General features: G+C 65.3%; 14 protein-coding genes. 12 read left to right on the top strand and 2 right to left on the bottom strand.

Annotated elements, in window-relative coordinates; translation table 11 throughout:
- Nucleotides 1-311 (bottom strand): GNAT family N-acetyltransferase (locus VGM61_RS17180; RefSeq protein ID WP_331524122.1); only part of this gene is annotated, 311 nt, incomplete at its 3' end.
- Between the two features lie 45 nt (nucleotides 312-356).
- Nucleotides 357-2594, bottom strand: coding sequence for an NADP-dependent isocitrate dehydrogenase (locus VGM61_RS17175; protein WP_331524121.1), 2238 nt, complete (start codon nucleotides 2592-2594; stop codon nucleotides 357-359).
- A gap of 515 nt (nucleotides 2595-3109) precedes the next feature.
- On the opposite strand from VGM61_RS17175, the gene VGM61_RS17170 reads away from it, so the two are divergent.
- From VGM61_RS17170 to VGM61_RS17115, 12 genes are all read left to right on the top strand, one after another.
- Entirely contained in the window at nucleotides 3110-4624 is a 1515-nt protein-coding gene (locus tag VGM61_RS17170) for a phage tail sheath family protein (RefSeq protein ID WP_331524120.1), read from the top strand.
- A 10-nt stretch (nucleotides 4625-4634) separates the two neighbouring features.
- Nucleotides 4635-5165 (top strand): phage tail protein, encoded by a 531-nt coding sequence (locus VGM61_RS17165; RefSeq protein WP_331524119.1) that lies wholly within the window; start codon nucleotides 4635-4637, stop codon nucleotides 5163-5165.
- A 4-nt stretch (nucleotides 5166-5169) separates the two neighbouring features.
- Nucleotides 5170-5880, top strand: a complete 711-nt coding sequence (locus VGM61_RS17160) for a hypothetical protein (protein WP_331524118.1) — start codon at nucleotides 5170-5172, stop codon at nucleotides 5878-5880.
- Nucleotides 5877-6551, top strand: coding sequence for a hypothetical protein (locus tag VGM61_RS17155; RefSeq protein ID WP_331524116.1), 675 nt, complete (start codon nucleotides 5877-5879; stop codon nucleotides 6549-6551). The genes VGM61_RS17160 and VGM61_RS17155 overlap by 4 nt, the downstream gene beginning before the upstream one ends.
- On the top strand, nucleotides 6548-7780 hold the full coding sequence (locus tag VGM61_RS17150) for a DUF4255 domain-containing protein (protein ID WP_331524115.1): 1233 nt from the start codon (nucleotides 6548-6550) through the stop codon (nucleotides 7778-7780). The genes VGM61_RS17155 and VGM61_RS17150 overlap by 4 nt, the downstream gene beginning before the upstream one ends.
- The gene (locus tag VGM61_RS17145; protein WP_331524114.1) at nucleotides 7777-9840 is read left to right on the top strand and encodes an ATP-binding protein; all 2064 of its coding nucleotides are present in this window, start codon (nucleotides 7777-7779) and stop codon (nucleotides 9838-9840) included. Before VGM61_RS17150 ends, VGM61_RS17145 begins: the two co-directional genes overlap by 4 nt.
- Nucleotides 9837-10103 carry a hypothetical protein gene (locus VGM61_RS17140; protein WP_331524113.1) on the top strand — a complete coding sequence of 89 codons (267 nt, stop codon included), beginning with the start codon at nucleotides 9837-9839 and terminating at the stop codon, nucleotides 10101-10103. The genes VGM61_RS17145 and VGM61_RS17140 overlap by 4 nt, the downstream gene beginning before the upstream one ends.
- 163 nt (nucleotides 10104-10266) lie before the next feature.
- Nucleotides 10267-11607 carry a DUF4157 domain-containing protein gene (locus VGM61_RS17135; protein ID WP_331524112.1) on the top strand — a complete coding sequence of 447 codons (1341 nt, stop codon included), beginning with the start codon at nucleotides 10267-10269 and terminating at the stop codon, nucleotides 11605-11607.
- On the top strand, nucleotides 11604-12263 hold the full coding sequence (locus VGM61_RS17130; protein WP_331524111.1) for a hypothetical protein: 660 nt from the start codon (nucleotides 11604-11606) through the stop codon (nucleotides 12261-12263). The genes VGM61_RS17135 and VGM61_RS17130 overlap by 4 nt, the downstream gene beginning before the upstream one ends.
- Nucleotides 12264-12581 carry a LysM domain-containing protein gene (locus tag VGM61_RS17125; RefSeq protein ID WP_331524110.1) on the top strand — a complete coding sequence of 106 codons (318 nt, stop codon included), beginning with the start codon at nucleotides 12264-12266 and terminating at the stop codon, nucleotides 12579-12581.
- Entirely contained in the window at nucleotides 12574-13710 is a 1137-nt protein-coding gene (locus VGM61_RS17120; protein ID WP_331524109.1) for a hypothetical protein, read from the top strand. The genes VGM61_RS17125 and VGM61_RS17120 overlap by 8 nt, the downstream gene beginning before the upstream one ends.
- Nucleotides 13707-14240, top strand: a complete 534-nt coding sequence (locus VGM61_RS17115; RefSeq protein WP_331524108.1) for a phage baseplate assembly protein V — start codon at nucleotides 13707-13709, stop codon at nucleotides 14238-14240. The genes VGM61_RS17120 and VGM61_RS17115 overlap by 4 nt, the downstream gene beginning before the upstream one ends.
- Nucleotides 14241-14246: the final 6 nt, after the last annotated feature.

Below are 14246 nucleotides of genomic sequence, written 5' to 3'. Positions count from 1 at the left end.
TCCAGGATCAACGGCGAGCCCTTGAGCGCGCGCGCATGCTGCAGCAAATGGCGGCCTGCGCCTTTGCCCATGTGCGAAGGATCGACGAACAGCGCTTCCACCTTGCGTCCGTTCAGGCTTACGAAGCCCAGGATGTCGCCGCGGTCCACCAGCACCCAGGTCTCGATCACCGGGAACACATGGCGCCGGACGATCGGCACGAGCTGCCCGATCACCGCTGCGCCCAGGAAGTCGTGCGTGGCGCGCACGCTGCGTTCCCACAGGGACATCAGCGGCTCGAGATCGGGAAGGTCGTAGGGACGAATGCGCATGGCGTGGATAAGAAGGGAGCCGGCGAACCGGCTCCCTGGTATCGATCAGCGATTGGCCACGAGCCTTTCCAGGGCGGCGTTGAAGGTCGGGCTGGGGCGCATGGCCTTGGCCAGGAGATTCAGGTCCGGGTGGTAGTAGCCTCGGATTTCGACCGGCTGGCCCTGCACGCTGTTGAGCTCGCCGACGATGGTGTCTTCGTTGTCGGTGAGGGTTTTGGCGATCTCGGTGAACAGCGCCTGCAGGGGCTTGTCTTCATCCTGGGCTGCCAGGGCCTGGGCCCAGTACATGGCCAGGTAGAAATGACTGCCGCGGTTGTCGAGCTCGCCCACCTTGCGTGCCGGTGACTTGTTGCTGTCGAGGAACTTGCCGTTGGCCTGGTCCAGCGTACGCGCCAGCAAGGAGGCACGGGCGTTGTGGTAGTGCTCGCCCAGGTGCTCTAGCGAGGCGGCCAGGGCCAGGAATTCACCCAGCGAATCCCAGCGCAGGTAATTTTCCTCGACGAACTGCTGCACGTGCTTGGGCGCCGAACCGCCGGCGCCAGTCTCGAACAACCCGCCACCGGCCATCAGCGGCACCACCGAGAGCATCTTGGCGCTGGTGCCCAGCTCCATGATCGGGAAGAGGTCGGTGAGGTAGTCGCGCAGCACGTTGCCCGTGACGGAAATCGTGTCCTGCCCCTTGCGGATGCGCTCGAGCGAATGCTTCGTGGCGTCCACCGGATTCATGACGCGGATGTCCAGGCCCGACGTGTCGTGATCCTTCAGGTAGCGCTCGACCTTGGCGATCATCTGGGCATCGTGGCCGCGCTTTGCATCGAGCCAGAACACAGCCGGCGTATCGGACAGGCGGGCACGGCTGACGGCAAGCTTCACCCAATCCTGGATGGGCGCGTCCTTGGTCTGGCACATGCGGAAGATGTCGCCTTCTTCCACGGGCTGTTCAAGCACCGCGTTACCGGTGTCGTCCACCACGCGCACCTGGCCTGCGCCGGGCAGCTGGAAGGTCTTGTCGTGCGAACCGTATTCCTCGGCCTTCTGCGCCATCAGGCCGACATTGGGCACGCTGCCCATGGTGGCGGGGTCAAAGGCGCCATGGGCTTTGCAGTCCTCGATCACGGCCTGGTACACGCCGGCGTACGAGCGATCCGGGATCACCGCCTTGGTGTCCTGGAGCTTGCCCTCGGCGTTCCACATGCCACCGGAGTCGCGGATCATCGCCGGCATCGAGGCGTCGATGATGACATCGCTGGGCACGTGCAGGCTGGTGATGCCCTTGTCGGAGTTCACCATGGCAAGCTTCGGGCGGTCGGCGTAAAGGGCATTGATATCCGCCTCGATGGCGGACTTCTGATCGGCAGGGAGGCTTGCGATGCGGGTGTAAAGGTCGCCGATGCCGTTGTTGGGGTTGAATCCCACCGACTTCAGCGCCGCGGCATGCTTGTGGAGCACGCCCTTGTAGAACTCGCCCACCGCGACGCCGAACATGATCGGGTCGGACACCTTCATCATGGTGGCCTTCAGGTGCAGCGAGAACAGCACGTTCGAAGCCTTTGCATCGGCGATCTGCACATCGATGAAGCTTGCCAGTGCCTTGCGGCTCATCACGGCCGCATCCACCACTTCGGCCAGTTCCGCCTTGATCTTGTCTTTGAGCACCGTGACGGTGCCGTCTTTGGCCACGAACTCGATGCGTAGCGTGCCCGCCTTGCCGATGGTGGCGGAGGTTTCGCTGCCGTAGAAATCGCCGCCGTCCATGTGCGCCACGTGCGTCTTCGAATCACCGGCCCACTTGCCCATGCGATGCGGATGCTTGCGGGCGTAGTTTTTCACCGAGAGCGGCGCGCGGCGGTCGGAATTGCCCTCGCGAAGCACGGGATTCACCGCGCTGCCCATCACCCGTCCGTAGCGCGCCTGGATATCCTTCGAGGTTTCGTCGCTGGCGACGTCCGGATAGTCGGGCAGGGCGTAACCCTGGGATTGCAGTTCCTTCACCGCGGCCTTCAGCTGGGGCACCGAGGCGCTGATGTTGGGCAGCTTGATGATGTTGGCGTCGGGCGTGGTGGCCAGCTTGCCCAGTTCGGCCAGGTCGTCGGCCACGCGCTGGTTGTCCTTGAGCACATCAGGAAATTGCGAAAGGATGCGCCCGGCGAGCGAGATGTCGCGGGTTTCCACCTTCACGCCGGCGGTACCGGTGAAGGCGTCGATGATGGGGAGCAGTGATTGCGTGGCCAGGAACGGCGCTTCGTCGGTCAGCGTGTAGATGATCGTCGGGGAGTGGGACATGTAGGGATGGACCTCTCGGTACGGCATGGCGCCAGTTAAGGGTCACCGGACCATCGCGTAACGCGCAGGGCCGGGCAAGCCGCTCATTGTCGCGCGCGGAGGTGCCGGAGGCAAAGCGCGGGCGCAGCATAAGGGTCATTCCCGGGGCGCATGGAAGAGCGTGGCACTTACACGCAGCGCCCGCGCGCATTCGGGACGGCCATCACGAATTCCCACCTTACTTCGCATGGCCTATGCACTCCGTTGAATTGCCTGAGAATGTGCGTGAGGGTCTACTTCAACGCGGAGCGGGCGGCTGAGGGGCGCCCCTACCTTCTTCGTACGACTGCATCGGAGCTATGCGGCCAACTACCACCGGCCACGGCACACCTTTCGTGACCGGACGCCCGCAGCGGCGGCTTTCGCACATCGGCATCGAACCGAACCGAACAGGCCTGTACGGCGGGCCTGCGGTGCCGGCCGCCCATGTGCCATCGGGGATGTGCGCCTGACCGGGCGCCGACCAGGAGATGAGCATGCCAGTGACCCTGAGTTATCCAGGCGTATACGTCGAGGAAATTCCCAGCGGCGTCCACACCATTACCGGCGTGGCCACCTCCATCGCCGCCTTCGTCGGCTGGGCACCCACAGGCCCCACCGACAAGGCCGGGCTGGTATTGAGCTTCACCGATTTCGTGCGCAGCTACGGCGGCATTGATGCACGCAGCAAGCTGGGCAATGCGGTAAACCAGTTCTTCCAGAACGGTGGTGGCCAGGCTTATATCGTGCGCCTGGCCGCGGCGGACGCCAAAGCCGCTACCGTCACCCTGGACGGCAAGATCAAGCTCACCGCCAAGAGTGTTGGTGGATGGGCCGGCGACTACGCCGTGCTGACCAAGGCCGCGAGCGACGGCAAGACGTTCCGCCTGACGGTACTGAACACGAAAACGGGCGCCAGCGAGGTGTTCGACGCGCTGTCGATCACATCGACCGATCCCCGATTCGTGGCCAACGTGCTGACCCACCAATCCGCCTTCGTCAATGCAGAACTGGTGGGAACGCCGACCTCGCCGCCGGCCGACACGGTATTGAACGCCGATGGCACGCCACCGGACACGGCCAAGCTTGCTGGCGGCGCGGATGGCGCCATCCTCGCCGAGACGGACCCAACGTTCATTGCGGCGATGCAACCAGCGGATCAGGCTGGCGGGGTCTACCTGCTTGACCGGGTCGACCTCTTCAACCTGCTGGTGGTGCCAGGCTTGTCCGATGGCACCGCGCTTGGCGCACTGGAAGCCTTCTGCAAGGCGCGTCGGGCGTTCCTGATCGCCGACGCCGATGCGGAGCTCACTTTCGATACGCTCAAGGACGGCCTGCCCGCGGGCCTTGCCAGCGATGCGGCCACCAACGCGGCGTTCTATTTCCCCTGGCTGCTCACGCCTGATCCCTTGCAGATGAACCGGCCCACGCCGTTTCCGCCCAGCGGCGCCTTGGCTGGCATCTATGCGCGCACTGATGCGACCCGCGGCGTGTGGAAGGCGCCGGCCGGCGTGGATGCGTCCGTGACTGGCGCCATGGGCCTTGCCACCGTGCTTACCGACGGCGAGAACGGTGTGCTGAACCCGATGGCGGTGAACTGCCTGCGCAACCGGCCCGGCTACGGCACCGTGGTGTGGGGCGCGCGCACCCTGCGTGGCGCCGATGCCACGCCCGACGACTGGAAATATATCCCGGTGCGGCGCACGGCGCTGTTCATCGAGGAGAGCCTTTTCCGCGGCACGCAATGGGTGGTGTTCGAACCCAACGACGAGCCGCTGTGGTCGCAGATCCGCCTGAACGTCGGTGCGTTCATGCACGACCTCTTCCGCCAGGGAGCCTTCCAGGGCACCACGCCGCAGGATGCCTACTTCGTCAAGTGCGACAAGGAAACGACGACGCAAAGCGACATCAACAACGGCATCGTCAACATCCTGGTCGGCTTCGCGCCGCTCAAGCCCGCCGAATTCGTCGTCATCCAGTTGCAGCAGATGGCCGGCCAGATCCAGACCTGAAGGAACCGACATGGCCCAGTTCAGTGTCAACGCCCAGCGTTTCGATCCATACAAGAACTTCAAATTCCGCCTGAAATGGGATGGCCGCTACGTGGCGGGCGTCAGCAAGGTATCGGGCTTGAAGCGCAGCACCGAGGTGGTCAAGCACCGCGAAGGCGGCGATCCCAGCAGTAGCCGCAAATCGCCCGGCCGCACCGAGTACGACGCCATCACCATCGAGCGCGGTGTCACCCACGACGTTGAATTCGAGAAGTGGGCGAACAAAGTGTGGAATTACGGCTCGGGCCTGGGTGCCGAGGTATCGCTGAAGGACTTCCGCAAGGACCTTATCCTGGAGATCTACAACGAAGCCGGGCAGGTGGCGCTGTCGTACAAGATCTACCGCTGCTGGGTGTCCGAATACCAGGCGATGCCCGACCTCGACGCCAATGCCAACGCGGTAGCCATCCAGCACATCAAGCTTGAGAACGAAGGCTTCGAACGCGACCAGGGTGTGCCGGAGCCGGCCGAACCCACCTTCACCAATCCTGCCGTGGGCTAAGGCCATGCGCGCGCCCACGCCAGCCACCTTGCTGGACGCCTGGGAACGCGGTGGCGAAGGGAGCCCCGCGATGCGCGGGCTGTTGTTGCTCGACACCGCCGATACCGGGCTGGGCCGCGATGGCCTGGCGCGCCTGGCCATCGGGCGCCGCGATGCCTTGTTGTTGCGCCTTCGCCAGCGCCTGTTCGGCGATGCGATGGAAGCGGTGGTGGCGTGCCCGGCGTGTGCCGCGCGCGTCGAGTTGTCGCTTTCGTGCGCTGGGCTGCTTGCGGTGGATGCCGGTGATGGCGAGGTTCCCGTCGCGATTGATATTCCACTGGCAGGGAAGGTGGTGACGGCGCAGCTTCCCGCCACCGTAGACCTGCTGGCCGTCGAGGCCTGCCAAACACCTGCCGAGGCCCGCGACCTGCTGTTGCAGCGATGTACCGGAAGCCTGGCATGGACCGATGAGGAAGCTACGCGGCTGGAGGCGGCCATGGCCGCTGCCGATCCCCTGGCCGACATCGAGCTTGCCTGCCATTGCCCGGAATGCTCGCGCCCCTGGACACCCGGCTTTGATATCGCGCGCTACCTGTGGTCTGAAGTGCACGCATGGGCGCTGCGCTTCCTTCGTGAGGTGGACCTGATTGCCCGTACCTACCACTGGCGTGAGGAGGACATCCTGGCGCTGTCGCCCTCACGGCGCCAGGCCTACCTGGAGTTGTGCGCGTCATGAACGGATTCCTTGGCAGGCTTGCTGCACGTGTCGTCGACCCAGCGCCCATGCTGGGGCCCCGGCAGCCGTCGATGTTCGAGGCGGCGCGACTTGCGGACAGTGCCGGCGATGCCACCGATGGTGGATGGGCGGCTGCAGCGCACGCTGCTTCTTCCGATCGCGTGAAGGTTGTGGCCGCGCCGCCAGCCGTGAATCCCGTAACGGCCGTCGGTGGAGTAGGGCGCGTGCCCGATCGGCGTTCACGCCGGGGGCGGTTATCGTCGATCGAATCGCCGGACAGCACACCCGGAAGCGTTCCGCCGAACCCGGCCCCGGCAGCGTTGTCGATCGAGGCTGAACATCCGCGGATATTCCCGCGGGCAACGCTTGTTGCCGGTGTTCCTGCCATCGACGCCCGCCGGTCGCTGCCCGGTGACGAAACCCTTCGGCACGGTACGCTGGCCGCCCGTGCGCCGTTGTATCAGGCACCACCGGCAAACGCGTCCTCGCCACGCATGGGAAGCATGCCCGCGGTGTCCCGTACGTCGCCCGAGCCCGTAGTGCATGTCAGCATCGGTCGCATCGAGCTGCGTGCCACGGCGCCATCGAAGCCGGTGCGCCGCCAGGACGCGCCCCAGGGCACATCGCTCGACGACTACCTGCGCCAGCGCGGCGACCGGGCGCGGCCATGAGCAATTCGCTTGCCATCGCAGCGGCCAGCCGCACCCTTCGCAATGTGCTGTTGACGCGCATGCCCGAGCTCGATCCAGAGCTTGCGGATCTCGAAGTGACGCTTCAATCGCCGGAGGACGCGCGCAAGAACGTAACCAAGGCGCAGCTGAATGTGTTCCTGTTCCAGGTGGTTACCAATGCGGCGTGGCGAAACATGGACATGCCAGGCCAGGTACGCCCGGGTGAGACCGCGCCGCCGGCGCTGGCGCTGAACCTGCATTACCTGTTCACCGCCTGGGGGCGGGGCGACGTCGACAACGACGCCATCGCACACCGCGTGCTGGCCGCGGCGATGAGCTGCCTGCACGACCGGCCGTTACTGGACCCGTCGGACATCAGCGGCGCCCTGTCGGGCAACGACCTGGCAAGCCAGGTCGAGCGCGTGCGCCTGACGCCGCTGCCGCAAAGCGTGGAGGAACTCTCCAAGCTATGGACCGCGATCGGTTCCGGCTACCGGCTTTCCGTGGCCTACGAGGCCGCCGTGGTGCTGATCGACAGCAATGCTGCCCGTCGCTCGCCGCTGCCGGTGTTGAAGCGCGGTGCGCAGGACCAGGGTGTATTCGCCGTGGCGTCCGGCACACCCATCCTTGACGCCATTGCTTACCCACGGGGCCAGGGTGCCGCGCGCCTGGGCGATAGCGTGGATATCGCGGGGCGTAACCTTGCCGGTGCCACCTTGCGCATCGATGGTGGTCCGCTAACCGCCGCCTTTGCCGTGTCCGGGACGACGGTGGACGATGGCCTGGCCCTGGTCATTCCTGCCGTTTCGGACGATGCCACGGCGATGGCCACCTGGGCGCCCGGTGTGTTCGCCATCGCAGCGTTGTCGCAAACGGCGGGCCTGCCGGCCACGGCGAGCAACGTTCTGCCGCTGGCGATCGCGCCCACCATCACCATCACGCCTGACGCAGCCGCGCCGGGGGACATCGCGTTGACCATCACCTGCGCGCCGCGCGTACGTGACGGCCAGCGCGTGATGCTGCTTTTCGGCGAGCAACCGGTGCCACTGGGGACCATCAGCAACCCGGCCGACACCACCTTGCCCACGACACTCACCTTTACCGTGCCGGCGGTGGCAGCGGGTACCTACACGGTGCGCCTGCGCGTGGATGGTGTCGACAGCATACCGGTGGACTTCACAGGTACCACGCCGGCATTCGCGGCGAGTCAGCAGGTGGTGGTGTCATGAGCGCGCGCGGCGACTGGCTCGAAGCCAATGACCGCTACCTTGCCGATGGCCTGGCGCGCTTGCGGACGGTGCTTTTCACCAGGGCATCCGGGCCCGCGCCCGTTCAATCATCCCCGCCTGGCGTGATCGAGGTCGAAGAACCCGCTGAAGGTACGCAGCTTGCGATTTCGCTGGATGACACGGCCGGTGGTGATGCCCACGTACCGGCATTGGAACTACTGGCTGAACGCATGGAGCTCACCGACTTCGAGCGCGACATCCTGTTGCTGTGCATCGGCATGGAAATGGATACGCGTTGGCCGGCACTGTGCGCCGATGCGCAGCACGATGCGACCAAGCCGTTCCCCACCTTCGGCCTGGCCTTCGCCGCGCTGGAGGGCCCAAGCTGGGATGCGATGTCGCCGCAACGGCCTTTGCGCTACTGGCAGCTGCTGGACATCCACCAACCCGGCACCCAACCGATGATCGGCGCAGCTCTGATGGCCGATGAGCGCATCGTCAATTTCGCCAAGGGTATGAATTACCTCGACCCGCGTATCGCACCCCTGGTCATGGTGTTGCCTTCGGCGGCGTTACCCGCCTCGCAAGAAGGCGTCGCGCGTTCCATCGCCACCACACTTGGACAGGTGCCGCGAGGGCAGCCTCTGCCGGTGGTGCAGTTGCTCGGATCCGACGGCGCCAGCAAGCGCGCCGTGGCCCGCGCTGTGGCCGACCTGATGCAGGCGCAGGGGCTGGAACTGGCGTCCGACCTGCTGCCGGCTAGCGTGGCCGAACAGGAGAACCTGCTGCGGCTTTGGCAGCGTGAAAACCAGTTGTTGTCGCTGGCACTGCTGGTGGCCGCCACCGATACGCAAGACGAACAAGGCACGCCGCGCCTGCGCAGGTTCCTGGCACGCGCGGGCGGACTGACGCTGGTGGATGTACGCGAGCCACTGGCATCACTGGGCGTGGACACCATCGCCATCGATGTGGACAAACCCACCGCCTCCGAGCAGCGCGCGGCCTGGAAGGGGGTGCTCGGTGACGGCAGCGACGATCACGCCAGGCAACTGGCAGGTCATTTCGACTTCGACACCGGCAGCATCCAGCGTATTGCCCAGGCCGCGCTTGGCGCGGTGACCCAGGCGTCGCCGGCCTCGGCCGCGGTGCCGACATCCGGCAAGAGCAACCAAACCGGTGCGCCCGACCTCGTTGCCGCGCTCTGGCAAGGCGCCATCGACCGCACGCGTCCCGCGCTGGAAGGCCTCGCCCAGCGCATCGAGCCGAAAGCCGGCTGGGCCGACCTGAAATTACCCGATGCCGAGAAGAATCTGCTGCAGCAGATCGCCGACCAGGTGGCCCATCGGGGCACGGTCTACGAAGACTGGGGTTTCCGCGATCGCATGAACCGCGGGCTCGCCATCACTGCGCTGTTCGCCGGCGAAAGTGGCACGGGCAAGACCATGGCAGCGGAAGTGCTGGCCAATCACCTGAAGCTGCCGCTCTACCGCATCGACCTCTCCGCCGTGGTCAGCAAGTACATCGGTGAGACGGAGAAGAACCTGGCGCGTCTGTTCGATGCGGCCGAGCAGGGTGGGGCAATCCTCTTCTTCGACGAAGCCGATGCGCTGTTCGGCCGCCGCAGCGAGGTGAAGGACAGTCACGACCGCTACGCCAACATCGAGGTGAATTACCTTCTGCAGCGGCTGGAATCGTTCAAGGGGCTGGCCATCCTCGCTACCAACATGAAGGGGGCGCTCGACGGCGCGTTCCTGCGCCGCATCCGCTTCGTAGTGAATTTCCCATTCCCGGGAGTAGCCGAACGGCAGGCCATCTGGTCTTCGGTGTTCCCCGCGCAGGCAGCGACCAACGCCCTGGACGTGGCCCGGCTTGCGCGGCTGGCGCTTAGCGGCGGTAGCATCCAGGGCATTGCATTGAATGCGGCTTTCATGGCTGCCCGCGCCGGTGTGCAGGTAGGCATGCCCTTGCTGCTGCAGGCGGCGCGCGAGGAGTTTCGCAAGCTCGACAAGCCGGTGAACGAAGCCGACTTCCATGTGCAAGGCAGCGGGGCATCGACATGAGCATCCACCTGCGTATCGATCGCCTGATCGTCGATCCGGCCTTGCTCGCGGGGGTAACACCCCGGCAGTTCCAAAAAGCGCTGCAGGCGGAGCTTGCCATGCACCTTGCAGGTCCAGATGCGCACGAAAGCCTAAAGGCACTGGGTAACGTTCCCGCGTTGCCAACGACCACTGCCGGCCACGTGGGTAAACCGCTGGCCATCGGCGTGGGCGCGAGCCTCGCTGGGGCGATGGGCATCTCCCGGAGTCCGCGCCGTGGCTAACGCAAGCCTCCAATCCGCCGGACCGGTACGGACGATCGACCCAGGCCATGTGCTTCGTCGCAAATGTGCCTGCGGCACGCACACGGTAGCCGGTGGTGAGTGCGATGCATGCAAGAGGGACAAACTCCAGCGTAAGTCGATAAGTGGTGGGGCACCATCATCGGTGCCGTCCAGTGTCCACCATGTGCTCAGTTCGACAGGTGCGGCGCTTTCCACCGGGGTCCGCGCTCATTTCGAGCACGGCTTTGGCCACGATTTCAGCCATGTTCGCGTCCACGACGACAGCGCCGCGGCGCGCTCAGCGGCCGATGTCGATGCCCTGGCCTATACGGTGGGCTCGCACGTGGTCTTCGGCGCGGGCCAGTTCTCCCCAGGATCCCCAAACGGACGTCATCTGCTTGCCCATGAACTGGCTCACGTGGTGCAGCAGCGAGGAGATCATCTGCAGCACCAGGCCACATCCGCGCTCGTCATCGGCGGAGCAGGGGATGCGGCGGAGAAGGAGGCCGATGCCGCTGCCCACCTCGTCACCGTCGGTGGTACGGCGGCTGGGCTATCGCCCGGACCCCAGGTACTGCAACGCGAACCACGGCCGGGGCAAAGGGTCGTGCCACCGGCGCCGCCCGGGCAAGTGCACCCCAACGAGGGGGCACATCAGGATAAACCGGATACCGATGCCGCCGGGAAGGATGCCGAACTCAAGCGATGCATGAAAGGCACCGACGGCATTCCAGATGCTTGCCCGCAGCCGCCCCTTGCCTGGTCGGATTTCAAGGCCGACGATTCCATCGGCTGGCCTGCCCAGGTGCAGCCGGAGTTAAAACCCAAGGTCATGGATCCGGCGGCCGCGTCTTGCGTGGAACGCGTTCTCGGCTGGTCCCCGGAACGCACTCACGTGTTCCAGGCCGTGCTGGGTAAGGCGCAGGCGCGCAAGTTGACGTTGGGCATGCTCGACGACACCAAGAACGGGTGTGGAGCACTCTGGTCGCGGTGCCAGGACTATTTTGCCGGGGCAGGTGAACGGTCAGCTGCACCCTTCACCGTCACCGGGCGTACTCGAACGACCTGCCCGGCCACCGTGACAGTAGAAGGCATGCAGGCGAAGTCGTTCGAGGAATGCTCGGCACTTTCCAAACCGTGCCATGAGCGCGCCGAACTCGACCAGGCGCGCCTGCTTCGACACGAACAGGGCCACATGGACATCGCCTGCGTACTGGCGCGCAAGATCAACGCATCGATCGCGGCGGGTGCACAGGCATGCGCCTTCGATCAGACCGGAACGGACAAGTTGAACAAACTGACAAAGCAATATGACGACGAGACCAGGCACGGTTGCCTTCCAGGCAAGCAGGCAGGTTGGGAAACCAAGATCCGTCTGGGTCTTACCGACCAGACGGTCCGGCGCGGTGCGTGCCCCACGCCGCGTCCGCCACGGCCACCGCGAGGCGGCAGGCCAAGCGGGCGCGCTCCCGGGTCACGGCCGACCACCATGAGGTTGCCATGAGCGCCTTCCCCGGTTCCCCGCGCATCCTCAAGGGCGGCATCGTGCTGATCGATCCGGATACTTCCGCGGTCAGGCGCGTGGTGTCGCTGCAGTACAACCCCGACACACTCACGCGCACGTTGAGCGTGCAATCGATGGCTGCCGATGGCGGCGACCGTGCCGAGGTGTTGCGGCTGAAGGGACCGCCGGTGGAAACCTTCAAGCTGGAAGCCGAGATCGACGCTACCGACCAGCTGGAAACGCCCGACCAGTTCCCCGGTGCGGTGCAGTCGGGCATCTTTGCCCAGCTCGCCGCACTGGAGACCATGCTCTATCCGACATCGGCGCAGCTGCGTGCCAACGACGCGCTGGCCGCGGCAGGCACGCTTGAGATCGTGCCAGTGGAAACGCCGCTGGCGTTGTTCGTCTGGAGCGCATCGCGCATCGTGCCGGTGCGCATCACCGAGTTCAGCGTGACCGAAGAAGCCTTCGATCCATCGCTCAATCCCATTCGCGCCCGGGTATCGCTTGGATTCCGCGTGTTGTCCGTGACCGATGTGCCCACCGGCCACAAGGCCGCGGGGCTGTTCATGAATTACCTCCAGCAGAAGGAAAAGCTCGCCGGCAGTTTCACCGCTGCGCCGCTTTCCGCGCTGGGCGTGACGGGGGTGCCTTAGATGGTCACGATTGCCGCCAACAGCCGATACCTCACCACGCCGACGGCCACCTTCACCCAGGCCGACGGCACGCCGGTCGTTTACTTCACGCGGCGCTTCGTTCCGCAGCCAGGGAAATTCGCCACGATGCAGTGGCACGTGGTGAAGCAGGGCGAACGCCTGGACCAGATCGCCTGGGCTGCCTTCGGCGACGCGGAACTGTTCTGGCGCATCTGCGATGCCAACCGTACGCTCCGGCCCGAAGACCTCACCGATGAGATCGGTACCCGCCTCCGCATCACCTTGCCTGAAGGCGTACCGGGAGTGGGCGATGCTTAAGGGCGTACACCTGACCTTGATGGTGGGGCCCGTGGTGCCGATCCCGGTGCCACAGGTGGTGCTTGATGCCCTGACTGATGTCGAGGTGGTGGCACCGGACGAGGCCGCCGGTGCCTTCACCCTGACGTTCTCAATGAGCGTGCGCTCGCCGCTTCATACCCTGTTCCTGCTCAGCGGCGGGGCAGTCATCCCGTTGCTGCGGGTGATTCTGGTGGCCACGGTGAACGGCTCGCCCACGGTGCTGATCGATGGGGTGGTCACGCGTACGGAAATCCTTCCTGGTTCCGACGCGCGGCATACCAGCCTGCAGGTGACCGGTGACGACCTCACCGCAGTGATGCAGCAGTTGCTGTTCTCCGGCATCCCGGGCACGCCGTATCCAGCGATGCCGGCGGAAGCCGTGGTAGCGCTGATACTGGCCAAGTATGCGTTCCTGGGTGTGATACCGATGGTGCTGCCGAGCATCGCGCTGGATGTGCCCATCCCCACCAACCGCGTTCCCAGCCAGCGGGGTAACGACCTGGAGTACATCCGCGTGCTCGCCGAGCGCGTGGGTTATGTCTTCTACATCGACCCGGGTCCGGCTCCTGGCATGAGCCTGGCCTACTGGGGACCGAAGGTGAAGGTGGGTGCACCGCAGCCGGCGCTGAACGTGGACATGGATGCGGCCAGCAACGTGGACTCCTTGAGCTTCAGTTACCAGGGCAATGCCCGCAGCCTGCCGCTGGTGTACATCCAGAACGAACAGACCAAGGTCCCGCTGCCGATCCCGATTCCCGACATCGGACCGCTGAACCCGCCGCTTGGCCTGATCGATCCGCCTCCGCAAACACTGAGGCCACTACCTGAGACGGCGAAGTATTCCCCCGTGCGGGCGATGTTGCTGGGCATGGCGGAGGCGGCGAAATCTGCCGACACCGTCACCGGGCGCGGCAGCCTGGATGTCACCCGCTACGGCCGGGTGCTGAAGTCGCGGCAGCTGGTGGGCGTGCGCGGGGCAGGGCCCGCATTCGATGGCCTGCATTATGTCAGCGAGGTGCGGCACACCATCCGCCGCGGTGAGTACAAGCAGGCTTTCACCTTGTCCCGGAAGGGACTTCTTTCCACCGTGCCGGCAGTACCGGCATGAACGCCATCCGGGAGCAAGCGCGCTTGGACAAGTATTACGGCAAGTACCGCGGCACCGTGGTCAACAATGTCGACCCCGAACAGCGCGGCCGCATCATGGCCATCGTGCCTGATGTCGCGGGTGTTATTCCCGGTAGCTGGGCCTTGCCGTGCGTGGCCTTCGCGGGCAAGCAGAGTGGCGTGTACGTGGTGCCCCAGGTGGGCGCCGGCGTGTGGATCGAGTTCGAACAGGGCGATCCGGATTACCCGATCTGGACCGGCGGCTTCTGGGGCTCGGCGGCCGAAGTGCCGACCTTGGCGGTGGCAGGCAATCCGGTGAGCCCGAGCGTGATCCTGGCATCGGGGTTGCTGAACTCGATCAGCATCAGTGACGTTCCGGGACCCGCCGGCGGCATCATGATCAAGGCGATCAGCGGCGCCATGATCCTGGTCAACGAGATCGGCATCACCATCTCCAACGGGCAGGGCGCGAGCATCGTGATGACGGGGCCGACGGTGAACGTCAACAACGGCGCGCTGGCGATTACGTGAGGGAAT

It is taken from the genome of Pinirhizobacter sp. (genome assembly GCF_036499745.1).
Taxonomy (GTDB): Bacteria; Pseudomonadota; Gammaproteobacteria; order Xanthomonadales; family Rhodanobacteraceae; genus Pinirhizobacter.
This window is presented reverse-complemented; position numbering and strand designations above follow the sequence as displayed.

Bases quoted from the DNA above. Each gene is read 5' to 3' on its own strand.
- VGM61_RS17115 (WP_331524108.1), top strand. From the start codon at position 13,707: ATGAACGCCATCCGGGAGCAAGCGCGCTTGGACAAGTATTACGGCAAG.
- VGM61_RS17140 (WP_331524113.1), top strand. From the start codon at position 9,837: ATGAGCATCCACCTGCGTATCGATCGCCTGATCGTCGATCCGGCCTTG.
- VGM61_RS17120 (WP_331524109.1), top strand. From the start codon at position 12,574: ATGCTTAAGGGCGTACACCTGACCTTGATGGTGGGGCCCGTGGTGCCG.
- VGM61_RS17145 (WP_331524114.1), top strand. From the start codon at position 7,777: ATGAGCGCGCGCGGCGACTGGCTCGAAGCCAATGACCGCTACCTTGCC.
- VGM61_RS17175 (WP_331524121.1), bottom strand. From the start codon at position 2,594: ATGTCCCACTCCCCGACGATCATCTACACGCTGACCGACGAAGCGCCG.
- VGM61_RS17125 (WP_331524110.1), top strand. From the start codon at position 12,264: ATGGTCACGATTGCCGCCAACAGCCGATACCTCACCACGCCGACGGCC.
- VGM61_RS17155 (WP_331524116.1), top strand. From the start codon at position 5,877: ATGAACGGATTCCTTGGCAGGCTTGCTGCACGTGTCGTCGACCCAGCG.
- VGM61_RS17150 (WP_331524115.1), top strand. From the start codon at position 6,548: ATGAGCAATTCGCTTGCCATCGCAGCGGCCAGCCGCACCCTTCGCAAT.
- VGM61_RS17170 (WP_331524120.1), top strand. From the start codon at position 3,110: ATGCCAGTGACCCTGAGTTATCCAGGCGTATACGTCGAGGAAATTCCC.
- VGM61_RS17165 (WP_331524119.1), top strand. From the start codon at position 4,635: ATGGCCCAGTTCAGTGTCAACGCCCAGCGTTTCGATCCATACAAGAAC.
- VGM61_RS17160 (WP_331524118.1), top strand. From the start codon at position 5,170: ATGCGCGCGCCCACGCCAGCCACCTTGCTGGACGCCTGGGAACGCGGT.
- VGM61_RS17130 (WP_331524111.1), top strand. From the start codon at position 11,604: ATGAGCGCCTTCCCCGGTTCCCCGCGCATCCTCAAGGGCGGCATCGTG.